This window comes from Phytoactinopolyspora limicola (assembly GCF_011320225.1).
Taxonomy (GTDB): Bacteria; Actinomycetota; Actinomycetes; order Jiangellales; family Jiangellaceae; genus Phytoactinopolyspora; species Phytoactinopolyspora limicola.
On sequence record NZ_JAAOEN010000011.1, the window covers coordinates 98,134 to 119,682 of the forward strand.

Annotated in this window: 16 protein-coding genes; 4 read left to right on the forward strand and 12 right to left on the reverse strand. The window is 67.1% G+C overall.

Going from position 1 to position 21,549, the window contains the following annotated elements; translation table 11 throughout:
- Nucleotides 1–12 precede the first annotated feature (12 nt).
- Nucleotides 13–1,389, reverse strand: a complete 1,377-nt coding sequence (gene aceA / locus G8760_RS21820; protein WP_166354946.1) for an isocitrate lyase — start codon at nucleotides 1,387–1,389, stop codon at nucleotides 13–15.
- Between the two features lie 157 nt (nucleotides 1,390–1,546).
- Between aceA and G8760_RS21825 the strand changes: the two genes are divergently transcribed.
- Nucleotides 1,547–3,031, forward strand: a complete 1,485-nt coding sequence (locus G8760_RS21825) for an XRE family transcriptional regulator (RefSeq protein WP_166354947.1) — start codon at nucleotides 1,547–1,549, stop codon at nucleotides 3,029–3,031.
- A gap of 178 nt (nucleotides 3,032–3,209) precedes the next feature.
- On the opposite strand, the gene G8760_RS21830 is transcribed toward G8760_RS21825, so the two are convergent.
- The 4 genes from G8760_RS21830 to dusB form a co-directional block, all read right to left on the reverse strand.
- Entirely contained in the window at nucleotides 3,210–3,797 is a 588-nt protein-coding gene (locus G8760_RS21830) for a class F sortase (protein ID WP_166354948.1), read from the reverse strand.
- A gap of 50 nt (nucleotides 3,798–3,847) precedes the next feature.
- Complete coding sequence (locus G8760_RS21835) at nucleotides 3,848–4,552, reverse strand: hypothetical protein (protein WP_166354949.1); 705 nt, start codon at nucleotides 4,550–4,552, stop codon at nucleotides 3,848–3,850.
- A gap of 124 nt (nucleotides 4,553–4,676) precedes the next feature.
- Complete coding sequence (gene ppdK, locus G8760_RS21840; protein WP_246222640.1) at nucleotides 4,677–7,418, reverse strand: pyruvate, phosphate dikinase; 2,742 nt, start codon at nucleotides 7,416–7,418, stop codon at nucleotides 4,677–4,679.
- A gap of 507 nt (nucleotides 7,419–7,925) precedes the next feature.
- On the reverse strand, nucleotides 7,926–9,092 hold the full coding sequence (gene dusB, locus G8760_RS21845; RefSeq protein WP_166354951.1) for a tRNA dihydrouridine synthase DusB: 1,167 nt from the start codon (nucleotides 9,090–9,092) through the stop codon (nucleotides 7,926–7,928).
- A 91-nt stretch (nucleotides 9,093–9,183) separates the two neighbouring features.
- Between dusB and G8760_RS21850 the strand changes: the two genes are divergently transcribed.
- Nucleotides 9,184–10,170, forward strand: a complete 987-nt coding sequence (locus G8760_RS21850) for an ABC transporter ATP-binding protein (RefSeq protein ID WP_166354952.1) — start codon at nucleotides 9,184–9,186, stop codon at nucleotides 10,168–10,170.
- The gene (locus G8760_RS21855; protein WP_166354953.1) at nucleotides 10,167–10,970 is read left to right on the forward strand and encodes an ABC transporter permease; all 804 of its coding nucleotides are present in this window, start codon (nucleotides 10,167–10,169) and stop codon (nucleotides 10,968–10,970) included. Before G8760_RS21850 ends, G8760_RS21855 begins: the two co-directional genes overlap by 4 nt.
- Before the next feature lie 26 nt (nucleotides 10,971–10,996).
- On the opposite strand, the gene G8760_RS21860 is transcribed toward G8760_RS21855, so the two are convergent.
- The 6 genes from G8760_RS21860 to G8760_RS21885 form a co-directional block, all read right to left on the reverse strand.
- A complete protein-coding gene (locus G8760_RS21860) occupies nucleotides 10,997–12,067 on the reverse strand; it encodes a DUF4037 domain-containing protein (protein ID WP_166354954.1) in 1,071 nt (356 codons plus the stop codon).
- A gap of 147 nt (nucleotides 12,068–12,214) precedes the next feature.
- Complete coding sequence (locus tag G8760_RS21865) at nucleotides 12,215–13,123, reverse strand: ROK family protein (RefSeq protein WP_166354955.1); 909 nt, start codon at nucleotides 13,121–13,123, stop codon at nucleotides 12,215–12,217.
- Nucleotides 13,120–14,940 (reverse strand): dipeptide ABC transporter ATP-binding protein, encoded by a 1,821-nt coding sequence (locus G8760_RS30355; protein WP_166354956.1) that lies wholly within the window; start codon nucleotides 14,938–14,940, stop codon nucleotides 13,120–13,122. The genes G8760_RS21865 and G8760_RS30355 overlap by 4 nt, the downstream gene beginning before the upstream one ends.
- Nucleotides 14,937–15,827, reverse strand: a complete 891-nt coding sequence (locus G8760_RS21875; protein ID WP_166355003.1) for an ABC transporter permease — start codon at nucleotides 15,825–15,827, stop codon at nucleotides 14,937–14,939. The genes G8760_RS30355 and G8760_RS21875 overlap by 4 nt, the downstream gene beginning before the upstream one ends.
- A gap of 5 nt (nucleotides 15,828–15,832) precedes the next feature.
- The gene (locus tag G8760_RS21880; protein WP_166354957.1) at nucleotides 15,833–16,786 is read right to left on the reverse strand and encodes an ABC transporter permease; all 954 of its coding nucleotides are present in this window, start codon (nucleotides 16,784–16,786) and stop codon (nucleotides 15,833–15,835) included.
- Nucleotides 16,787–16,810: 24 nt separating this feature from the next.
- On the reverse strand, nucleotides 16,811–18,637 hold the full coding sequence (locus G8760_RS21885; protein WP_166354958.1) for a peptide ABC transporter substrate-binding protein: 1,827 nt from the start codon (nucleotides 18,635–18,637) through the stop codon (nucleotides 16,811–16,813).
- A gap of 316 nt (nucleotides 18,638–18,953) precedes the next feature.
- Between G8760_RS21885 and G8760_RS21890 the strand changes: the two genes are divergently transcribed.
- Nucleotides 18,954–20,099 (forward strand): ROK family transcriptional regulator, encoded by a 1,146-nt coding sequence (locus G8760_RS21890; protein WP_166354959.1) that lies wholly within the window; start codon nucleotides 18,954–18,956, stop codon nucleotides 20,097–20,099.
- A 63-nt stretch (nucleotides 20,100–20,162) separates the two neighbouring features.
- Here G8760_RS21890 and G8760_RS21895 read toward each other — a convergent pair whose 3' ends face one another.
- Nucleotides 20,163–21,545 carry a glycine--tRNA ligase gene (locus tag G8760_RS21895; protein ID WP_166354960.1) on the reverse strand — a complete coding sequence of 461 codons (1,383 nt, stop codon included), beginning with the start codon at nucleotides 21,543–21,545 and terminating at the stop codon, nucleotides 20,163–20,165.
- Nucleotides 21,546–21,549 lie beyond the last annotated feature (4 nt).

Here is a 21,549-nt window from a genome sequence, read left to right on the forward strand (position 1 = left end):
CACCGATCCACGTCAGTGGAACTGTTCTTCCTCGGTGGAGCCGCGCAGCGCCACCGTCTCGCCGTCCGGGTTCAGTGCGGTGGCCACCAGGTCGAAGTAGCCCGTACCCACCTCACGCTGGTGTTTGACACCGGTGTAGCCACGTTTTTCGGCGGCGAACTCCTGCTCTTGCAACTCCACGTACGCCGGCATTCCCTGCTGCGCGTAACGCTGGGCCAGGTCGAACATCCCGTAGTTGAGCTGGTGGAACCCGGCGAGAGTGATGAACTGGAACCGGTAACCCATGGCCCCGAGTTCCCGCTGGAACCGGGCGATCTCGGCATCATCCAGGTTGGATTTCCAGTTGAACGACGGTGAGCAGTTGTAGGCCAGCATCTTCCCGGGGTACCGAGCGTGCACCGCCTCGGCCACCTGCCGGGCGAAGGCGAGGTCGGGGGTCCCGGTCTCCACCCAGATGAGGTCCGCGTACGGCGCGTAAGCCACCGACCGGGCGATGGCCGCGTCTGGGCCGGGAGTCACCCGGTAGAAACCTTCCGCGGTGCGCTCACCGGTGAGGAACCGGGCGTCGTCAGGGTCGACGTCGCTGGTGATCAGCTTGGCGGCCAGCGAATCGGTACGGGCGACGACGACGGTCGGCACCCCGGCGACGTCGGCGGCCAGCCGCGCCGCGTTGAGTGTGCGGACATGCTGTCCCGTGGGAACCAGGACCTTGCCGCCCAAGTGGCCACACTTCTTCTCCGACGCCAGCTGGTCTTCGTAGTGGACGCCGGCGGCGCCCGCGGTGATCAGCGCCTTGGCCAGCTCGTAGGCGTTCAGCGGTCCACCGAAACCGGCTTCCGCGTCGGCGACGATCGGCGCCAGCCAGTCGAACCCGGGGTCAGTACCTTCCGAGAAGGTGATCTCGTCGGCTCGGAGCAAGGCGTTGTTGATCCGCCGGACCACCGACGGCACCGAGTTGACCGGATACAGGCTCTGGTCGGGGTAGGTGTGCCCGGAGGTGTTCCCGTCGGCGGCCACCTGCCAGCCGGACAGGTAGATCGCCTCGAGTCCACCGCGGACCATCTGCACCGCCTGGTTACCCGTGATGGCACCGAGTGCGTGCACATAGTCCCGGGTCCGGAGCAATTCCCAGAGCCGCTCGGCACCGCGGCGGGCGAGAGTGTGTTCCTCCCGCACGGTGCCGCGTAGCCGGACGACATCCTCGGCGGTGTAGGTGCGGCGCACCCCTTGCCACCGTGGATCCTCGGCCCATTGCCGCTCCAGCTCGGCCGTCTCGGCGGCCAGCCGCTCCTGCGGGGTACCAACCGGGCCCGATCCGTTCTTGCCGGCAGGCGTGCCTCGCTCGGGGCGTGTCGCCTCGTCTTGATGCTCGTCGAGTGCAACCGTCATGTCGTTCCAACTCCTCGGTCCGGCCACCTTGGAGGACTAGACCTCTGGCGGCCCGCTTAGCTGAAAACCTTCACTACTGACACTCTGAACGTCGCTACAGGGACTCTTCCAGGGGTACAGTGTGTGAAATCTTCCAAATCTTCACTCAGGAGAAAGAATGACGGTTGCCGACGGCGAGATCGATCTTGTGACGCTTGGGCAGCGGATCCGGCACGCTCGACGAACCAAAGGAATGACGCTCGGCGCCCTGGCCGCCGCGGTGGACCGAGCACCGTCGCTGCTCTCTCAGATCGAGAACGGCAAACGCGAGCCGCGGCTGGCGCTCATCCAGTCGCTAGCCAGCGTGCTAGATGTCCAGGTCACCGAGTTGATCAAGCAGGAAGCGCCCTCCTACCGAGCCGGATTGGAGATCGCGCTGGTCCGCGCTCAACGCAGTCCCCTGTACGCGTCTCTTGGGCTGCCAGCGGTCAACGTCAGTAGCAAGCTGCCCACCGAGGCGCTCGAAGCACTCGTCGGCCTGCACGACGAACTCGAACGACGGGCCATCGAACAGGCCGCCACCCCGGAGGAAGCCCGGCGGGCCAACGCCGAACTACGCCAGCGGATGCGCGATCGAGACAACTACTTCACCGAACTCGAAACGGTCGCCGCCGGCCTGTCCGCCGCCATCGGGCACACCAGCGGCCCCCTCACCGAACGCGCACTCAACGACCTCACCGCACACCTCGGGTTCACGTTGCACCGCACCGCGGACCTCCCACGCGCCACCCGGTCGATCACCGACCTACGCAACCGCCGGATCTACCTGCCACCACCCAGCCACATCAGCCACGATCCGCGCACCATCGTGCTCCAAGCCCTCGGCCACTTCGCGCTCGAACACCAAGAACCGGTCAACTACGCCGACTTCCTCCGGCAACGGGTAGAGGCCAACTACTTCGCCGCCGCACTCCTGATGCCGGAATCCGCCGCGGTCGACTTCCTCCAGCGCGCCAAGACGGCCAAAGCGCTGGCCATCGAAGACCTCCGCGACATGTTCGCCGTCACCTATGAGACCGCCGCCCATCGGTTCACCAACCTCGCCACCCACCACCTCGGCATCCCTGTGCACTTCATGCGGGTCGGCGAGGACGGCATCATCTACAAGGCGTATGAGAACGACGACGTCACCTTCCCCACCGACGTCACCGGCGCCATCGAGGGCCAGATCGTGTGCCGGTACTGGGCGGCTCGCGCCGTGTTCAACGCGGCCGACCGGTACGCGTCGCACTATCAGTACACCGACATGGGCCGGGGCACCTACTGGTGCACCACCCATGTCGAGCGGACCGTCGACGGCGACTTCGCTATCGATGTCGGCGTGCCGTATGCGCACGTCAAATGGTTTCAAGGCCGCGAGACCACCAACCGGGCGACGTCCGCGTGTCCGGATCCGTCCTGTTGCCGGCGTCCACCGGCCGACCTCGCCGGGCGGTGGGCCGACCACGCCTGGCCAAGCGCACGGGTGCACTCACATCTGCTGGCCGCGCTGCCGCCGGGTACCTTCCCCGGGGTGGACGACACCGACGTCTACGCCTTCCTCGACCGGCACGCTCAAGCCGCCAACGGCACCACCGGGCCGTCGCCTCAGATTGCCCCATAACCACGCTGTCAACACCAGCACCTCCCTTCCCGGTGATCGTTGCCGGCATTCGGTCGCTCCTCTCTCGTGATCGTTGCCGGCATTCGGTCGCTATAGCGACCGGATGCCGGCAACGATCACCGGGCTTGGGGGCGGAAAACCGACAACGATCACCGAGGGCAGCGACGCTGCACGACGCTCAGAGAGGGACCGCCGTCACGACGATGTTCGCCGCGAACTCGTCGCCGTCCCAGTCCTTGCACGTGACCAGGACCAACTGGGCCGGACCGCCCTGATCGAAGAGCTCGTCGGCCCGTTGGGCGAGCTCAGCAGGAGACAGCTCGACGCGGGACGTGACGCGATGGGCCACTACCTCGTCGCCGGTCACCACAACCAGATCACCGGCGCGCAGCGAGGCGACCCCGTTGAAGACCGCCTCACCCCCCTCGACCGCGTGTCCCACCACCAACGCTGCCCCACGCTCCGCCCCAGGCGCCGCACCCTCAGCCCACCAACCGGCCAGCAACGGATCGACGGGAGGCTCGAGGACCCGGTCGGCGTCGCTCGCCACCTCGACGACCGGGGCGCGGATCCCGAGACGTGGAAAGAACAGGGTGTAGCGGCTCTCCGCCGTCCCGTCTGGTTCACCCGGCGTCGGCCCCTGCTCAACCGGTTCGACGCCGACGGGCAGGTTCTTCAACGCCGATGAGCTTCCGCCACCGAAGACCGAGCTGACCCCCCACGCGGCCCCCACGAGCATCAGCACGCCGCACACGAGGAGCACCATTCTGGCCGACGCGCCTACCCGTACCCTCCGGTGTCGCGGAACCCATCCGGTCACGCCGTACGCCGCCGCAGCAGGAGCGCGATCGCGCCGCTCACCAGAGCACCGGCGCCCACCACGGCCAGCATTCCCCACGGCGACGAAGCCGGCGGGGGCGGGCCGCCGGCGGGGATCGCCGTCGGCACCGGGACCGCGCTGGTCGGGAGGTCGCTCGGCTCCGGCGAGCCGGTCACTGTCGGGTCCGCCTCCGGCGTCTCCTCAGGGTCGGTGGGGTCGGCGGTGCGGGGTGGATCCGTCGGCTCTGATGTCACCTCCGGGGTACCAGTCGGACTGCCGGTTGGCGTTCGGGTGGGCTCGGTGGTCGGGGTAGGCGATGGGCTAGGTGGCGTCGAGGTCGGACTAGGACTCCTGGTGGGGACGTGGCGCCGCTCACCACAGGCGTACCAGTCACTGATCCGGGGCAGCTGACCACCACGGTTTTCCGGCGCCGTGAGATTCGAGTACGACCCACTCGTGTACACGGCGTACGCCCCGCCGCCCCGGACGCCTACGGCCGAAATGACGTACGCCCGGTCCGGCGTGGTGACTGTCAGCCGACGACCGTCATCGGACAGAGCTCCGTGAACCGAGCCGGTGATGTCGCTCCCCCGCCCAGCGTCCGCGCAGTTCGACGGCGCCGCAGCCGCCTGCTGCACAGTGCCGACGAACACCGTCGCCAGCAGCACAGCCGCGGCGCCGAGCCACACCAAGCCACGCATCACGCCCCCCGGCGTTGCCGATATTCATGGTGTTGTGCACGAGATCTACCAAACGAGCTGAAATGTACCAGAGTGGTGCGACGCCCCGCCGTCCCGTGATCCCTACCTGAGGACGGCTCGATCCTCAGCCGCTAGCCTCGCGCTGACCGGCGTCAGATCGGGCTCGGCCGGCCTCCAGCCGGGCGACGGGAACCCGGAACGGTGAACACGACACGTAGTCCAGCAGGATCTTCTCGAAGAAGTGGATGGACGCAGGGTCGCCCCCATGTTCTCCACACACCCCCACCTTCAGATCGGTCCGGCTCTCCTTGCCTTCCCACGCCGCGATCGACACCAGCCGGCCGACGCCTTCCTCGTCGATCGACTCGAACGGACTGACCCCGAAGATGCCCTTCTCCAGGTAAGCCGGGAAGAATGCCGCCTCGACGTCGTCACGCGAGAAGCCCCATGTCGTCTGAGTGAGATCATTGGTCCCGAACGAGAAGAACTCCGCCACCTCGGCGATCTGATGGGCCGTCATGGCCGCCCGCGGCAGCTCGATCATGGTCCCGATCGGGATGGACAACTCGATCCGGTGCGCCCGCGCCACGTCGGCGATCGTCGTCAACGCCATCTCGCGGACCGACTCCAGCTCCTGGACGGCCGCCACGAGCGGAACCATGATCTCCGGGCGCGGATCACGGCCCTGCTGCCGGAGGTCGGCCGTCGCCTCCGCGATAGCCCGAACCTGCAGCGCGAACAGTTCCGGAATAACCAGCCCCAGCCGTACGCCGCGCATACCCAGCATCGGGTTGGTTTCGTCGAGCCGGCGGACCTCCGCGAGCAACTCCGCGGCTTCGGTGTCGTGTTGTCCGGTTGCTTCAGCCACCGCGACCCGGACCGAGAGGTCGGTGAGATCCGGAAGGAACTCGTGCAGCGGAGGGTCGAGCAGCCGGATGGTCACCGGGAGCCCGTCCATCGCCTCGAGGATCTCGGTGAAGTCGGCCCGCTGCACTGGGCGCAGTTCGTCCAAAGCCTCGGTGCGCTGTTCATCGGTGCGAGCCAAGATCACCCGCTCGACGACCTTACGCCGCGGCCCCAAGAACATGTGCTCGGTTCTGCACAGCCCGATTCCGCCCGCACCTAGCTGACGGGCCCGGCGGGCGTCGTCGGGGGTGTCGGCGTTGGCCCGTACACCCAGCCGTCGTCGCCCATCGGCGTGTTTCATCAGGCGCAGTACCGCAGTGACGACCTCGTCGTCCTGATCGATGGCCGCGTCGTCGCCGTGCAAGGCGTCGACCACGGCCGACGGCACCACCGGCACCTCACCCAGGTACACCTCGCCGGTGCCGCCGTCGATCGAGATCACATCGCCTTCCACCACGCGGGTGCCGTCGGGAGTGGTGAACGCCCGCTCGCCTGGATCTACCCGCAGGGCCTCGACCCCCACCACGCAGGTACGCCCCATCCCCCGGGCCACCACGGCCGCGTGGCTGGTCTTGCCCCCACGTGAGGTGAGGACACCGCGTGAGGCCACCATGCCCCGCAGGTCGTCCGGGTTGGTCTCCCGCCGGACCAGGATGACGTCGTCGCCCGCGTCCGACCAGGCCACCGCCGTGGCGGAGTCGAAGGCAGCTTTGCCGACCGCGGCCCCCGGACTGGCCCCCATGCCGCGAGCCACGAGGTCCCGAGGCGCGGCCGGGTCGAACTGCGGAAACATCAACCGGGCGAGTTGCTCACCGGTAACCCGCTGTAGCGCTTCGTCCTCGTCGATCAAACCCTCGTCGGCCAACTGACCGGCGATCCGGAAGGCCGCGGCCGCGGTGCGCTTGCCCACCCGGGTCTGCAACATCCACAGCTTGCCGCGTTCGATGGTGAACTCGATGTCGCACAGATCGCGGTAGTGGCGTTCGAGGGTCGCCATGATGTTCAGCAGTTCGTCGTAAGATGCCTGGTCAAGGTGTTCGAGGTCGGCAAGTGGCAATGTGTTGCGGATACCAGCGACGACGTCCTCACCCTGCGCGTTGGACAAGTAGTCTCCGTACACGCCTTGCTCTCCGGTGGCTGGATCGCGGGTGAAGGCGACGCCGGTGCCGGAGTCCGGGCCGAGATTGCCGAACACCATGGCACACACGTTGACCGCGGTGCCGAGCTCGTCCGGGATACGCTCCTGCCGCCGGTAGATCCGGGCCCGCTCGGTGTTCCACGACTCGAAGACGGCGCGAATGGCGAGGTCGAGTTGCTGGCGGGGATCCTGCGGGAAGTCCCGCCCGGACTCGACCAGGACGATGTCTTTGAATTCTTCGACGAGCATCCGTAGGTCGCCGGCCTCGAGTTCGACGTCGGCCTCGGCCTGACGGGCCTTCTTCCGGGCCTCGAGCCGCTCGTCGAATATCTCTCCGTCGATACCGAGGACGGTTTTGCCGAACATCTGAATCAGCCGGCGGTAGGAATCCCAGGCGAAGCGGTTGTCTCCCGATCGGGCGGCGAGACCAATCACCGATATGTCGGTGAGGCCTACGTTCAAGACGGTCTCCATCATGCCGGGCATCGAGTGTTTGGCACCCGAGCGCACCGACACCAGCAACGGATCCTCCGGGTCGCCGAGGCGTTTTCCGGTCTTTTCTTGTAAGGCCGCAAGGTGGGCGCCGACCTCCTGAGCCAGCGATTCCGGTTCGGCTCCGGTGTCGAGGTAGTGGCGGCAGGCGGCGGTGGTGATGGTGAATCCGGGCGGCACCGGCAGCCCGAGTCTCGTCATTTCCGCGAGGTTGGCGCCTTTCCCGCCGAGAAGGTCTTTGTCGTCCTTGCTTCCCTGGGAAAAGTCGAATACGTACTGCTGCACTGGCCGGCCCTCCAGTTCGTCACTGCGGTCGCGTGGATCGGTCACGTGGTCTCGGTCGCGTGGATCGGTCGCGTGGTCTCGGTCGCGTGGCTGAGTGCGGCCCCGTGGTTCGCTGGCACGAAGGCCACGTGGATCTGTCGATTGAGTTGGCGTACGTCGACACTGAGTACGAATCGATTGCGCGGAGCTTAACTCTGCGTGAGGAAAGGCCGAGATGACCAAATAGACCTTTTCTAGACCAATCCTCCGCATTGAACCGGCCCTTGAGGATCATGGTCCGGCCTGACCGCGCCGAATACCGGTACAGGTGGCCGTTTCCACGTGACCGAGCACACAGAATCCGGTACGTACCAGTAAGGACCAATCACTATGACCGGCCGTCCATCATGTGGTCACGCCACCCACAGTGACCAGTGATCGTTAACCGATTCCAGCCCGCCCGTTCCGTGATCATCGCCCGAATCCGGTCGCTATAGCGGCACCATCCCGCTAACGATCACCGGGTGGGTAGGCGGAAAATGGCTGACGATCACGGGGAATGGGGGAAGTGGTTCAGCCGCCGGAGATACCCAGCTCGGCCGCCGCCAAATCCTCGTCCGGACAGTCCGTGCTGTCCAGCCATCCTGCCGGCAACGCCACCCTGCGCGGGCTGCCCTGCCGGCCACGAGCGGTACCCACCTCACCATCGGGAAACGGCTGCGCCGGGTCGAGCTCGGCCAGCAATCCATCGAGCTGGCTAAGGTCTTCCACCATCCCCAACGCGGCCCGGGTACGGCTGCCCACCACGAAGCCTTTGAGGTACCACGCCATGTGTTTCCGCATGTCGCGAAGGCCGCGTTCCTCACCCATCAGTTCAGCCAACAGCTCCGCATGTCGACGGATCATCGCCGCCACCTCGCCGAGAGTGGGCAGCGGCGGTGCCGGCTGACCGGCGAACACCGCCGCCAGATCGCGAAACAACCATGGCCGCCCCAGGCAACCCCGACCCACCACAACCCCGTCGGCTCCGGTATGCCGCATCATGCGCAGCGCGTCGGCAGCCTCCCAGATGTCGCCGTTGCCCAGCACCGGTATCGCCGCATGTTCCTTCAGCCGGGCGATGGAATCCCAGTCGGCCACGCCGGAGTAGTGCTGCGCGGCGGTTCGCCCATGGAGGGCTATCGCGGCACACCCGGCGTCAGCGGCGATCCGGCCGGCGTCGAGGTAGGTGAGGTGATCGTCGTCGATACCCTTGCGGGTCTTCATGGTGACGGGGATGCCATAGGGTTCGGCAGCCCCCACCGCCGCCCGCAGGATCCGCTCGAGCAGCACCCGCTTGTACGGCAAGGCCGCGCCGCCACCCTTGCGGGTCACTTTGGGCACCGGGCAGCCGAAGTTGAGGTCCACGTGCGCCACACCGTAGTCACCGGCGAGAATCTTCACCGCCTCGCCGACATGATGCGGATCGACACCGTAGAGCTGCACCGACCGAACCGCTTCGGCCTCCGCGAACACCAGCATCCCGAGTGTCTTGTCGTCGCGCTCGACGATCCCACGGGACGTGATCATCTCGCAGACGTACAGTCCGGCCCCCTGCTCGGCGCAGAGCCTCCGGAACGCGGCATTGGTGACGCCGGCCATCGGCGCCAACACCACGGGAGGGTCGACAGTCAGCCGGCCCAGCCGCAGAGCACGGGCCGACGCAGCCGGGGTCGCGGTCGTGTCAGTCATCGCTGCCATTATCCCTGCTCCTCAGGAAAGGCGGCGGGCGATGCTAGAGCCGGGCCCACGTGGGTACCTGTAGCGTGATCAACGACGAGAGGAGCCCACCGTGGCTGATCCACCACCCGTCGAGGTCAGCCAGCTGACCAAACAATTCGGCCCGCTGACCGCCGTCCAAGATCTCAACCTGCATGTCGACGCCGGCGAAGTCTACGGTCTGCTCGGCCCCAACGGCGCCGGCAAAACCACCACCATCCGCGCCCTGTTGAGCTTCATCAACCCGACCAGTGGCCGGGTCGCCGTCCTCGGCCGACACGCTCGCGATCTCGACATACGACGGCGCATCGGCTACGTCGGAGGCGACGTCACACTTGATCGCGGCCTCCGCGCCCGCTCCCTGCTGACCTGGTATGCCGACCTACGTGGCGGCCTGCCGTGGGCGAAGATCGATGCCCTGTGCGAACGGCTGAACCTCGACCACTCCCGCAAGATCGGGCAACTGTCCACCGGAAACCGGCGCAAGGTGGCGATCGTGCAGGCGTTCATGCACGATCCCGACGTCCTCATCCTGGACGAACCCACCGCCGGGCTGGATCCGCTGCTGCAACGAGATGTTCTGTCCCTGGTCCGAGAACGACGTGACGCCGGGGCCAGCATCCTCTACTCCTCCCACACACTGCCAGAGGTCGAAGACATCGCCGACCGCATCGGCATCCTCCGCCGTGGCGTGCTGGTACACGAAGACACTCTGGCCAACCTGCGTGAGGTCACCCGACAGCGCCTGGAGCTGCGGTTCGCCGACGACGTCCCACCCGGGCTGCTCGACGGGGTCGACGGGGTGTCCACCGTGGAGATCGACGGATCACGGGCGCGCCTGGTGATCGACGGCAGCGTGGGCCCACTCCTGGACCGGATCAGCGGGCACGGCGTCGAGCGCATCGTCAGCCACGACGACGACCTCGAGGACGTGTTCTTCGAGTTCTACCGCGACGACGTTCAGCACGACGACGGCGACGACGACCGCGGCGAGGGCGACGACGGCGACAACCGTGCCGACGACCATGACGATGGCGACGACGTTGGCGAGACACGATGACGCACTTCACCATCCTCAAACAGATGCTCCGAGAGCGCCGGCGCGGCCTGATCTGGTGGTCGCTGGCCGTCGCTGCGCTCGCGACGATCACGGCGGCCAGCTACCCGGCTGTGCGGGATGCCGGCGAAGGCTTCGAGGAGTTCATGGACGGGTTACCGGAAGGAGTCACCCAGATGATGGGTGCCGCCGACGGTATTACTACTCCATCGGGCTACCTGAACAGCCAGTTCTTCTCCAACGTGTTCCCGATCCTGCTGCTGATCTACGGAATCGGCCTCGCCGCGTGGAGTATCGCCGGGGCCGAACGAGAAGGCACTCTGGAACCGCTGCTGGCCAACCCGGTCCATCGGTGGCGGCTGGCGGTAGAACGGTTCGCCGGGGTGGCCATTCTGGTGACCGTGGTGTCGCTGGTCGCGACGGTGGTCCTCGTGGCGTTGCGATCACCGTTCGAGCTCGACGAGCTCAGCGTGAGCAACCTGGCCGCGGCCGGGGTGGCGGCGCTGCTGATGGCGTTGCTGTTCACGGCGTTGACCTTCGCCGTCGGTGCCGCGTCGGGGAGTCGGGGGGCCGCCATCGCCGCCGGCGCCGGGCTTGCGACGGCTACCTACGTCGTCTACGGGTTGTCGGCCTTGGTCGATGTGTTCGAGAACCTCCGCTGGACATCGCCGTGGCACTGGTTGCTCCAGCCGTCTCCGCTCACCGACGGGTGGACCTTTCAGGCGATCGGCGCACCGGCGGTTGTTCTTGTTCCATTCGTCGTTGTCGGCGTCGCCGTCTTCAACCGTCGCGACCTCACCTGATGCGCGGTCACCTTCGCCGATCGAGCTCAACCGCCGAGCGGCGGACCTGCGATGTAACGACGGCGCACCTCGGCATACGTCCCGCCGGTGAGGTCGGTGCTGTCAACGTACTGATCGATCGCACCGACCGGGGGCAGCGCCCGGATGGCCGGATCGCTGATCGTCGAGACCAGAGCGTCGGTGAACCGGTAGGCATCCAGAACCAGGAACGGCCGGTCGTGGAAGTAGCGGACCGTCACGTCCAGCGCCTCGGTGAGGCCGAGATCATTGTGCAGCTCGGCGGCGATCTGGTAGGCAGGAGAAAGATGTTGCTCTCGTTCCTGCCAGCCGCGTGCGGATAGAGCGCCCGCCAGGTGCGGAGTCAACACCCCAGCGGATGGCAGCGCGGCGAAGGCGGTGCCCAGCCATTTGCTGTAGGGCGGATACACCCGGTCCATCAACAGGCACAGTCTCATAAGGTCGCGGACCTGCCGGGCGGCGACCACAGCTGAGCCCAGGTCGTCGCCGACCTCACCGCAGCGGCCGACGAACGGCTCCTCCTGCGACAAACGCATCCACTGGCATGCCAGGACGTAGCGCCACACGTCATCGGGATACCACGTGAGGTGCCGCCGGTAGGGCTCCAGCAGGCCGAGTCCGTCGTGGAAGACCACGCCACCGGTGAGCTCACGCAACACCTGCGCCGGAACGGTCAGCCAGGCCGTCAGCGGCAGACCGGCCGCCGGATCCACGCCCAGGTGTTCGGTGAAGAAGGCCGGCAGGTCCGTGACGTGGACCCAATGCCGGGCCAGCGCGTCCGATGGGAAGGCGAAACGAACCGGGTAGCCACGGAACTCCCGCGGGAGCTCGCGGTCGAGCAAGGCGTCCAGCTCACGGGCGCGCGCGGCGGAGTCCTCGCTGCCGAGGAACAGCTGCATCCGCGGGCCCCAGGCATGGTCCGTGGAACGCTGCGTGTCGAACCCTTGCACCTCCGAACCCCAGCCGATCAACGCCGCCGAGTACGGCACCCCGGCCAGGGCCTTCTCGACGATCGGCGCGACGATCTCGGCATAGAACAGTCCGGCCAGCTCAAGACCGGGAAGGAAAGATCGCTCCACGCCGGCCACCCTGGCATGAGGGCACAACGACCGGCCAGTGAATATTCCGCGCAGCGGCCGGCGACGGTTCTTGATCAAGTGCGAGAAACTCCCGTCATAGCGGTGTTTTCTCGCACTTGATCAAGGCCGGATACCTCCCCACCGGGATCACGGGCCGCGTAAGGCCAGGGCGGCGGCACCGATGGCGGCCGCATCCCCACCCAGTTCCGCGCGCCGGATGCTAATGGGGTGCCCACCGATGGGTTCGGTGACCGCCAGCTCCTTCGAGACGCTGGCGCCGAGCACGTCCCACGCTTTGGCGACACCACCACCGATCACGACGTCGTAGACGTCCAGGATCCCGGCCAGCATCAACGCCGCGTCCGCGACCGCCCGCCCGGCGTCGGCCAACACCTGGGTCGCCGCCGCCTCACCCGCGCGGGCCAATGCGGCGATGTGGCCCGCCTCCGCTGCCAGCCCGGTCAGTTGCTCGTATCGGCGCGCTATCGACCGCCCGGACGCTACCGACTCTAGGTGTCCCCGCTGCCCGCACGTGCACATCTCGTCGCCGAATCCGGGCACGTGCCCGATCTCCCCGGCGCCACCCTGTTGGCCCCGATACAACTCACCGCCCAGCACCAAGGCTCCACCGACACCGGTGCCCAGGCTGATCCCGGCGACGTCGGGGCGATCGAGGGCCGCACCTCGGACATACTCCGCGAACAGGAACGCGTTGACGTCGTTCTCGAGTGTCACCGGAACATTTAGCGCGTCTTGGAGTCCGCCGACGACGTCCGTGCCCACCCACCCGGTGAACGAGTCGCTGGCGGCGACGATCCGGCCGGTGCCATGGTCGACGACGCCGGCCGTGCCGATCCCGACCGCCATCACTCGCCGGCCGGGTGGCACCAGCTCCCGCACCCCGCGGACCACATCGGCGAGCATCGCGGCACCACCGTCGCGGGCCGGGGTCGGGCGGGTGAGAGCGGCCTCGACCTCTAGCGCCTGGTCGGCCAGAACGAACCGGGTCTTGGTACCACCGAGATCGACCCCGACAACACCTGCTGCCATGCTCATGCGGCCGACGTCCGATGGGCGGCCAGCCAGGCCTGCCGGCGGTCGTGTTGCTCGACCGGGTCCGGGACCGGCGCCGCCGTCAACAACCGGTGGGTGTACTCCGCCTGCGGTTTCGTCAGCACTCGCCGGGTCGGCCCGTGCTCGACGATCCGCCCCCCGTGCATGACGGCGATCCGGTCGGTCAACGAGTCGACGACGGCGAGGTCATGACTGATGAACAAGCAACCGAACGAATAACGTTCTTGCAGCTCAGCCAGCACCGCCAAGACGCTGGCCTGCACCGATACGTCCAGTGCGCTGGTCGGCTCGTCAGCGATCAGCAGCTCCGGATCCAGCGCCAACGCCCGCGCCAGGCTCACCCGTTGCCGTTGCCCGCCGGACAACTCGTGCGGATAACGGCTCGCCGTGGTGGCCGGTAGGTGCACGCTCTCCAGCAGCTGCGCCACGCGGGCGGCCCGCTGCCGGCGCCGGTGGGTTCGGTGCACCACCATCGGCTCGGCGATGCTGTCACCTACGGACATCCGTGGATCGAGCGACGCGGCCGGGTCCTGCAAGATGACCCCGAGTCGACGGCGGGCCGCCCGCGCTGTCCGGCCGCGGAACGACGCCGGGTCAGCGCCGAACAGCCGGACCGTCCCGGCCGATGGGCGCACCAGGCCAAGTGCGCAGCGGCCGATGGTCGACTTACCCGAACCCGACTCACCGACCAGGCCGACGAACTCCCCGGCATCGATGCGCAGGCTCACCTCGTCCACCGCGGTGAACCGCCGCCCTTTGGCACCGAACTCCACCACGACCTGCGCGAGCTCCAACGCCGGTGCTGCGGCCCCGGTGCCAACGCCGGCATCGGCACCAACGTCGGCGTCAGTGCCGATGCGGGTGTCACCGCCGGCACCGGAGTCACCGTCGACACGAGTGTCAGCGTCTGCGGTCGGTTCCGCACCCCGGCTCGAGGGTGCGGTCACCTCGAGCCGGGGCAGCACTGGAACGGCGCCCAGCAGTGAGCGCGTGTACTCGTGCGCCGGGTCCAGTAGCACCGTACGGGCCGGGCCGGTCTCTACCAGGTCGCCGCGGTACATCACCGCCACCCGGTCGGCGATGTCGGCCACCACACCCATGTTGTGGGTGACCATCAGGATCGCCACACCGTGCTCGCGGCGTAGGTCACGCAACAACTCCAGGACACCCGCCTGCACGGTGACGTCGAGCGCGGTGGTGGGTTCGTCGGCCACGATCACGTCCGGGTCGCACGCCAGCGCCATCGCGATCATGACTCGTTGCCGCTGCCCACCGGATAGTTCATGGGGGAACTGTCCAGCGCGCCGGGCCGGCTCAGGGATGTCCACTTGGCCCAACAGCTCCACCGCCCGCGCCGCCGCGGCGTCCTTCGCCAGGCGGGTGTGGTTGGTCAACACCTCGGCGATCTGGCGGCCCACCCGCATCAGCGGGTTGAGCGCGGTCATCGGCTCCTGGAAGACCATCGACACCTCGTCGCCGCGCAGCCTGCGTAGTTGCTCTCCCCGCAGCTCCATGACGTTGCGTCCGTTGAGTTCGACGCTGCCGGTGACCCGCGCGGACGCGGGTAGCAGCCCGAGGGCGGCCAGCGACGTCACGGTTTTCCCCGAACCGGACTCCCCCACCAGCGCCAGCACCTCACCGGGGTAGAGGTCGAGGTTGAGGTCGCGGACCGCCTGCACATCGCCGTGTTCGGTGGAGAAGGTGACGCTGAACGACCGGTAGCGCAGAACTGGCGGAGGTGTAGGCGTCGTGTCCTCGTCCGGGGTGCCGGCCGGCTCGTCGGCCCGGTGGTTCGTCATCGGTTCTTCCCCCTGACCTCGAACATGTCCCGCAGGCCGTCGCCGATGAAGTTGAACGAGGCGACGACGAGCACGATCAACAGCCCGGCCGGCACGATCAGCCACCACGCACCCGAGTACGCGTAGGTGACACCCTTGGACAGCATCGCGCCCCAGTCGGTCGCCGGCTGTTGTACTCCCATACCGAGGAAACTCACGTAGGCGACCAGCAGGATCGCGTCGGCCACCTGAAACGTCGCGTTCACCATCATGGTGCCGACGGTGTTCGGCACGATGTGGCGCACGATTGCCCGTCGGTGGCTGCCGCCGATGGCGCGCAGGGTCAGCACGTAGTCACGTGTCTTCAGCGACATCGCCTCGGCCCGCACCAACCGCGCGGGGACCAGCCACGACACCAAACCCAAAACAACGATCATCATCGGCACACTCGGGGTGTAGATCGCCGACGCCACGAGCAGCAGGAACAGCGCCGGGATGGCGATACCCGCGTCCACCACCCGCATCATGACCGCGTCCATCCGACCGCCGACATATCCGGCCACCGCACCCCACGCGGTACCGATGACGGTCGCCAACACACCTGCGGCCATCCCGATGATCAGCGACGTCTGCCCGCCAACCATCAACCGCCCCAGCACGTCGTAGCCGACGTCGTCGGTGCCTAACGGGTGCCCGTCGGTCCCTGGTCGCAGGTTCGCGCTGGCTAGATCGGTGTGAACCTGATCAGTCTGGTATACCAATGGCCCGACGAAGCTGAACAGGAACAGCAATGCCACGACCACCAGGCCGGCCACGGCCAGCCGGTTGCCGGTGAACCGCCGCCACGCCTGCCCGCGGCGTGGCCGGACCGGAGGCTCGGCACCAGTAGGCACCGCCACCTGTGTCATCGTCGTCACAGCGCCACACTCCTCACCCGCGGGTCGACCAGTGCCTGCGCGACGTCGGCCAACAGCGATCCCACGACGGTGGCGATCGCGATCACGAGCACCACTCCCAACAGCACGGGGAAGTCCGACGTCTGTGCGGCGTTCCAGAAGAGGAACCCGATGCCCGGGTAGTTGAACATCGATTCCACGACGAGACTGCCGCCGAACATCACCGGTACGAAGTAGCCCAGCATGGTGATCACCGGCACCAGAGAATTACGAGTGACGTGTCTCAGCAGCACCGCCCGCTCCCCCGTACCTTTGGCGCGGGCGGTGCGTACGTAGTCCTCCGCCAGGTTGTCCAGCGTGGCCGAGCGCATGTACCGGCTGAACGCCGCGATGGTGGCCAGCGCACCGGTTACCACCGGTAGCACCAGCCCACGTGGCTCCCCGAGGATGTCCCCCAACGAGTCACCCTGTGGCGCCTGCGCCGGGAACAGTGGGATCCCCTGGGCGAACGCCATGATCAGCAGCAGCCCGAGGAAGAACACCGGCGTCGAGTACACGATGATCGCCAGCGCGGTGGCCGCGTAGTCGAAGGCGCCGTTGCGCCGAGCGGCCTGCCGGATCCCGAGCGGGATCGCGATGACCAGCGCCAGCAGCGTCGAGGCCAGCGTGAGGACGAGGGTCTTGGGCAGCCGAGCCGCGAGCAGGTCGGACACCTGGGCGTTGAGTGTGTACGACGTGCCCAGATCGCCGCTGAACAGCCGGCCCAGGTAGTGCCAGTACTGCACCCAGATCGGTTGGTCGAGGCCCTGCGCGGCGTTGAACGCCGCGATCTGCTCGGGGGTCGCCTGCTGCCCGAGGACCCCACGGGCCGGGCCGCCGGGCAGCGCGTGCAGCAGGACGAACACGATCACCGTGACGATCAGGATGACCACGACTGCCTGCAACACGCGCCGCACGAGATAGCGGGTCATGGTGCCGAGAACTCCGGTTCCGGGTCAGTCCGCCCAGGACCAGCGCTGCGGCAAGAAGACCGCCAGCGGGTCCTGACCAGTGCCTTCGAGGCCATCCCGGAAGGCCGAGACCTGGTAGGCCGGCGAAGGCAACCACACGACGGGCAAGTCGAGCGCCAGCGCCTCGCTGTAGTTGTGCATCGCGTCCGGGTCGTTGCCGGTCAGCGTCCCGTCGATGTACTCGTCGACCTCAGGATTGGAGTAGTTGCCGAAGTTGGCCGTCGCCCCGGTGCCGAACAGCCGCTCCCCGGTCGGATATGCGTTGAAGTACCAGCTTCCCTGGGTACCGAAGAACGACAGCTGCCACGAGCAGGCGTCCTCATCTGGCTCACACGGCACACTCTGGCCGAGCACCTGGTTCAGCGGCTCGGATGCGATGTTGAGGTCGATACCTGCCTTGGCCAGGGAAGACTTGAGCTCCGACATCATGTTGTCGGTCTCGGTGGAGCCGCTCTGGGCGAGCACCGTCATCTCGAACGTCGTGCCGGCGTCGATGCCGTCGCCACATTGTCCGTCGCCGGTTCCGGCGTTCTCGCACACCGCGAACCCGTCGTCGCCTATCACCCAGCCGTTGCTGGTCAGCAGCTCGATCGAGGTGTCGACGTCGAACTCGTAGGGGTTGGACTTCTGCGTCTCGGATAGGAAGTCCGACGGCGGGTTCTGCGGAACCGGCCCATAGGTCGGCAGCGCGGTACCGTGCCAGATCACGTTCGCGATGCTGTCTTGGTCGACCGCGTGCTGGATCGCCTGCCGGGCGTAGAGCTGTTGGAAGACCGGGCCCATGTCCGGGTTGTTGAAGTTGAACGGCAGATAGGTGATGGACCATCCGGCCCAGGGCTCGACGACGTACCCGCGGCCCTCGAACTCGGCCTGCTGGTCCAGCGCGGACGCCGGCAGGTACCCGTAGTCGAGCTCACCGGCGCGCAACGCGTTCAGCTGAGCATCTGCGCTGGTGAACGGCTGAAGGACAACCGTCTGGATCCCCGCGGGGTCGTTGCCGTCGTAGTTCTCGTTGGCTTTGAGCGTCACCTGGCCGGTTGAGGTCCAGCCGTCCACGGTGAAGGGCCCGTTGACCACGCTCCACAGGGGATTCGAGGCGTAGCTGTCGGTCTGTTCGGCCTGGCCGACCAGGTAGTCCCAGACCTCTTCGGCACCGTCCGGGGTGCGGTCGTGGTCGTCGATTTCGCCGTCGTCGCTGGTCTTGTTCCACGCGTGGGTGGGCAGCGCGGCCAGGTTCACCAACTGGTTGTACAGCAGCCAGTCCTGGTTGTAGACGTCGTCGAAGGTGATCTCGAACGTCGTGTCGTCGATGGTCTCCCACGACTCGATGTTGTCCGGGATCCGGCCGGCCGCGTAACCGCCCCACTGCTCTTTGTTGGCGTCCACGAGGTTGTACCAGAACTCGACGTCGCGGGAGGTGACCGGCTCACCGTCACTCCAGGAGAGGTCATCCAGCGAGATGGTCACCATGCGGCCGTCCGTGGAGAACTCGACGTCGGTGGCGAGGCTGCCGGTGTGGTCCCAGGCGACCTCGCCGGAGGCGCCGTGCACGTTGATCACCGGGGTCCACAACGCTCGACGGATGGCGGCGTTGTGGGTGGCCATGTACTCCGGCAATGCCATGGGGAGGATCCAGTTCGGCGTGGCATTGGGTGGGAGCGCGTAGGTGATGCTGTCGCGGCCCTGGGTGTCCGCGCTCCCCGTCCCGTCGCCGGCGCCGTCGTCGCCGCCGCACGCTGCCAGCGCGAGCGATGTCGACAACACACCGACCGCGAGCAACCTCGGCCCGCGGCCGCCTAGTGGATGTTGCATCGGCACTCCTTTGACTTCTGAGGTCAACGACAGCCGCGCCGGCCGGTCGATGTCGGCCATTGTTTACGCATCCGTCGCATAATGTTCGGCACACTAGCTCTCATACTTCGATCCGTGCAACCCCTGAATCGAACTTAATTTGCGCTCTTCATTCGATCAATCGCCATACATGTCGCAGGTTGCCCGAGCGTCACCGCCTGATACCGTGGGAATCGCCTGACGAACCGAACTAAGTAGTCCACTTTTTACGAAGAGGCGGTTGAACGGACCCGTGGCCGGTGGGGACAACACCATTGACCCTGTACACGCGAGCATCATGACGTTGCTCGCGACGGGCCAGATCACCTCGCGCAGCGACATCGCCCGCGAGCTGGGCCTGGCCCCCTCCACCGTGTCTCTACGCGTGAACGAGTTGATCGAAACCGGGATCATCGTCGAAGCCGGCACCGGGCGCTCCACGGGAGGACGGCGCCCCCGCGTACTCGAACTCAACCGGACAGCCGGCCATGTCCTGGTCGCCGACCTCGGTGGCAAACACGCCCGGGTCGCCCTCGTGGATCTACTAGGCCAGCCCCGCCAGGTGGAAGAGGTCGAACTCGACATCACCGAGGGCCCACCCGCAGTCCTCGACCGGCTCGCCACCGCGCTGACCGCCATGGCGAAGACCGGCGACTCGCGGACCCGCGGCCCAGAACCATCGTCGGATCCTGGACTCGGTGACCTCCGCGGCACCGCGCTGACCTTGCCAGGGCCCGTCGACGTCGACCACGGGTGGGTCGATTCACCGTCGCGGATGCCCGGCTGGCACCGGTTCCCCGTCCGAGACTGGCTCGTCGAACGCTTCGGCGTGCCGTGCGTGATCGAGAACGACGCCAACGCCATGGCCCTGGCCGCACATCACGCACACCAGCCATCCATCCGGCACAGCATCTTCGCCAAAGCCGGGACCGCCATCGGCTGCGGACTCGTCATCGACGGCGTGATCCACCGCGGCAGCACCGGCGCGGCCGGAGACCTCACTCACGTACGTGTCGCCGCCGCCGATCACCGCGCGTGCAGCTGCGGCAACGCCGGCTGCCTGGAGACCATCGCCAGCGGATCCGCACTGGTCCAGCACGTACGCGCGGACGGCATGGACGTCCACACCACCACCGATGTCGTGGCCGCCGCCCGCGACGCCGATCCGATCGCCACCACCCGGATCCGCAGCGCCGGACGTGCACTCGGCGAGACCCTGAGCCCGGTGGTGAACTTCGTCAACCCGGACGCGGTGTTCCTCGGTGGGGTGTTGTCCGTCGTCGAGCCGTTCGTCGCCGCCGTGCGCAGTCAGCTCTACGAAGGCTGTCATCCGCTAGTCACCCGTGATCTCTACATCGGCCAGAGCCCCGTGGGAATCGACGCTGGTGTGCTCGGTGCCAGCCGCGCGATTCTGGACCACGTCCTCACCCCTGCCCTGAACTGACCTCCGCCTCCTGCTGGATTCCGGCCGGCGAGCCAGCAACGGGCGGATCAGCAGACAGGCGGATCAGCAGACGGGCAGCCGCTCGGCCAGATACATCTCGACCCGGTCGACGCCGACCCGGTCTTGCCGCATGGAGTCGCGTTCCCGCACGGTGACCGCGTGGTCGTCGAGGGTGTCGAAGTCCACCGTCACGCAGAACGGTGTACCGATCTCGTCCTGACGACGGTAACGCCGGCCGATGGCGCCAGCATCGTCGAAGTCGACGTTCCACCGGGCCCGCAACGTCCGGGCCAGCTCCCGCGCCATCGGCGACAATTCGCTGTTACGCGACAACGGGAGCACGGCTGCCTTGACCGGCGCCAACCGAGGATCGAACCGCAGAACAGTGCGCCGCTCGACCCCACCCTTGGCGTTAGGGGCCTCGTCGGCGTCGTGGGCGTCGAGGAGGAAGGCGAGAACCGAGCGGGTCAAACCAGCGGCCGGTTCGATCACATACGGAATCCATCGCTCACCTTTCTCCTGGTCGAAATAGCTCAGCTCCACACCGGAATGTTTGGCATGGGTGGCGAGGTCGAAGTCGGTGCGGTTGGCGATCCCCTCCAGCTCGGCGAACTCCGCGCCGCCTACGCTGAACCGGTACTCGATGTCGACGGTCCGCTTCGAGTAGTGGGAGAGCTTCTCGGCCGGATGCTCGTACAGGCGTAGGTTGTCCGGCGACAACCCGAGGTCGACGTACCAGTTCCAGCGCTCTTGTAGCCAGTACTCGTGCCATTCCTCGTCGGTGCCCGGCTCGACGAGGAACTCCATCTCCATCTGCTCGAACTCGCGGGTGCGGAAGATGAAGTTGCCGGGGGTGATCTCGTTGCGGAACGACTTACCCGTCTGCGCGATACCGAACGGTGGCTTCTTCCGGGCGGTGTTCATCACGTTCAACACGTTGACGAAGATGCCTTGGGCGGTCTCGGGCCGCAGATAGTGCAGCCCCTCACCGGACTCGACGGGACCAAGGAAGGTCTTGAGCAACCCGTTGAACATCCGCGGCTCGGTCCAGGACCGGCGCGCACCACACGTCGGGCAGACCACCCCAGCCAGGCCACCGTCCGGTGCCTGGCCGCGGCGCTCGGTGTGTTCCTCCTCCAGCTGGTCGGCCCGGTAGCGGCGGTGACACGACTGGCACTCAACCAACGGGTCGACGAAGGCGTCCACATGCCCGGAGGCAACCCAGACGTCGCGCGGAAGGATCACCGCGGAGTCGATCCCGACGACGTCGTCGCGCTGTTGGACCATAGCCCGCCACCACTGGCGGCGGATGTTCTCCTTGAGCTCGACCCCAAGCGGGCCGTAGTCCCACGCCGACCTGGTTCCGCCGTAGATCTCACCGGTGGAGTAGACGAATCCGCGCCGTTTGGCCAGAGAGGTGATGGCGTCGACGGGCGAGGGTGGCACGGGC

Excerpts from the sequence above, each read along its gene's own strand:
- G8760_RS21875 (WP_166355003.1), bottom strand. The coding sequence starts at position 15,827 with ATGACACAGGTGGCGGTGCCTACTGGTGCCGAGCCTCCGGTCCGGCCA.
- G8760_RS21885 (WP_166354958.1), bottom strand. The coding sequence starts at position 18,637 with ATGCAACATCCACTAGGCGGCCGCGGGCCGAGGTTGCTCGCGGTCGGT.
- G8760_RS21835 (WP_166354949.1), bottom strand. The coding sequence starts at position 4,552 with ATGCGTGGCTTGGTGTGGCTCGGCGCCGCGGCTGTGCTGCTGGCGACG.
- G8760_RS21825 (WP_166354947.1), top strand. The coding sequence starts at position 1,547 with ATGACGGTTGCCGACGGCGAGATCGATCTTGTGACGCTTGGGCAGCGG.
- G8760_RS21830 (WP_166354948.1), bottom strand. The coding sequence starts at position 3,797 with ATGGTGCTCCTCGTGTGCGGCGTGCTGATGCTCGTGGGGGCCGCGTGG.
- dusB (WP_166354951.1), bottom strand. The coding sequence starts at position 9,092 with ATGGCAGCGATGACTGACACGACCGCGACCCCGGCTGCGTCGGCCCGT.
- G8760_RS21890 (WP_166354959.1), top strand. The coding sequence starts at position 18,954 with ATGACGTTGCTCGCGACGGGCCAGATCACCTCGCGCAGCGACATCGCC.
- G8760_RS21865 (WP_166354955.1), bottom strand. The coding sequence starts at position 13,123 with ATGAGCATGGCAGCAGGTGTTGTCGGGGTCGATCTCGGTGGTACCAAG.
- G8760_RS21855 (WP_166354953.1), top strand. The coding sequence starts at position 10,167 with ATGACGCACTTCACCATCCTCAAACAGATGCTCCGAGAGCGCCGGCGC.
- G8760_RS30355 (WP_166354956.1), bottom strand. The coding sequence starts at position 14,940 with ATGACGAACCACCGGGCCGACGAGCCGGCCGGCACCCCGGACGAGGAC.
- G8760_RS21880 (WP_166354957.1), bottom strand. The coding sequence starts at position 16,786 with ATGACCCGCTATCTCGTGCGGCGCGTGTTGCAGGCAGTCGTGGTCATC.
- aceA (WP_166354946.1), bottom strand. The coding sequence starts at position 1,389 with ATGACGGTTGCACTCGACGAGCATCAAGACGAGGCGACACGCCCCGAG.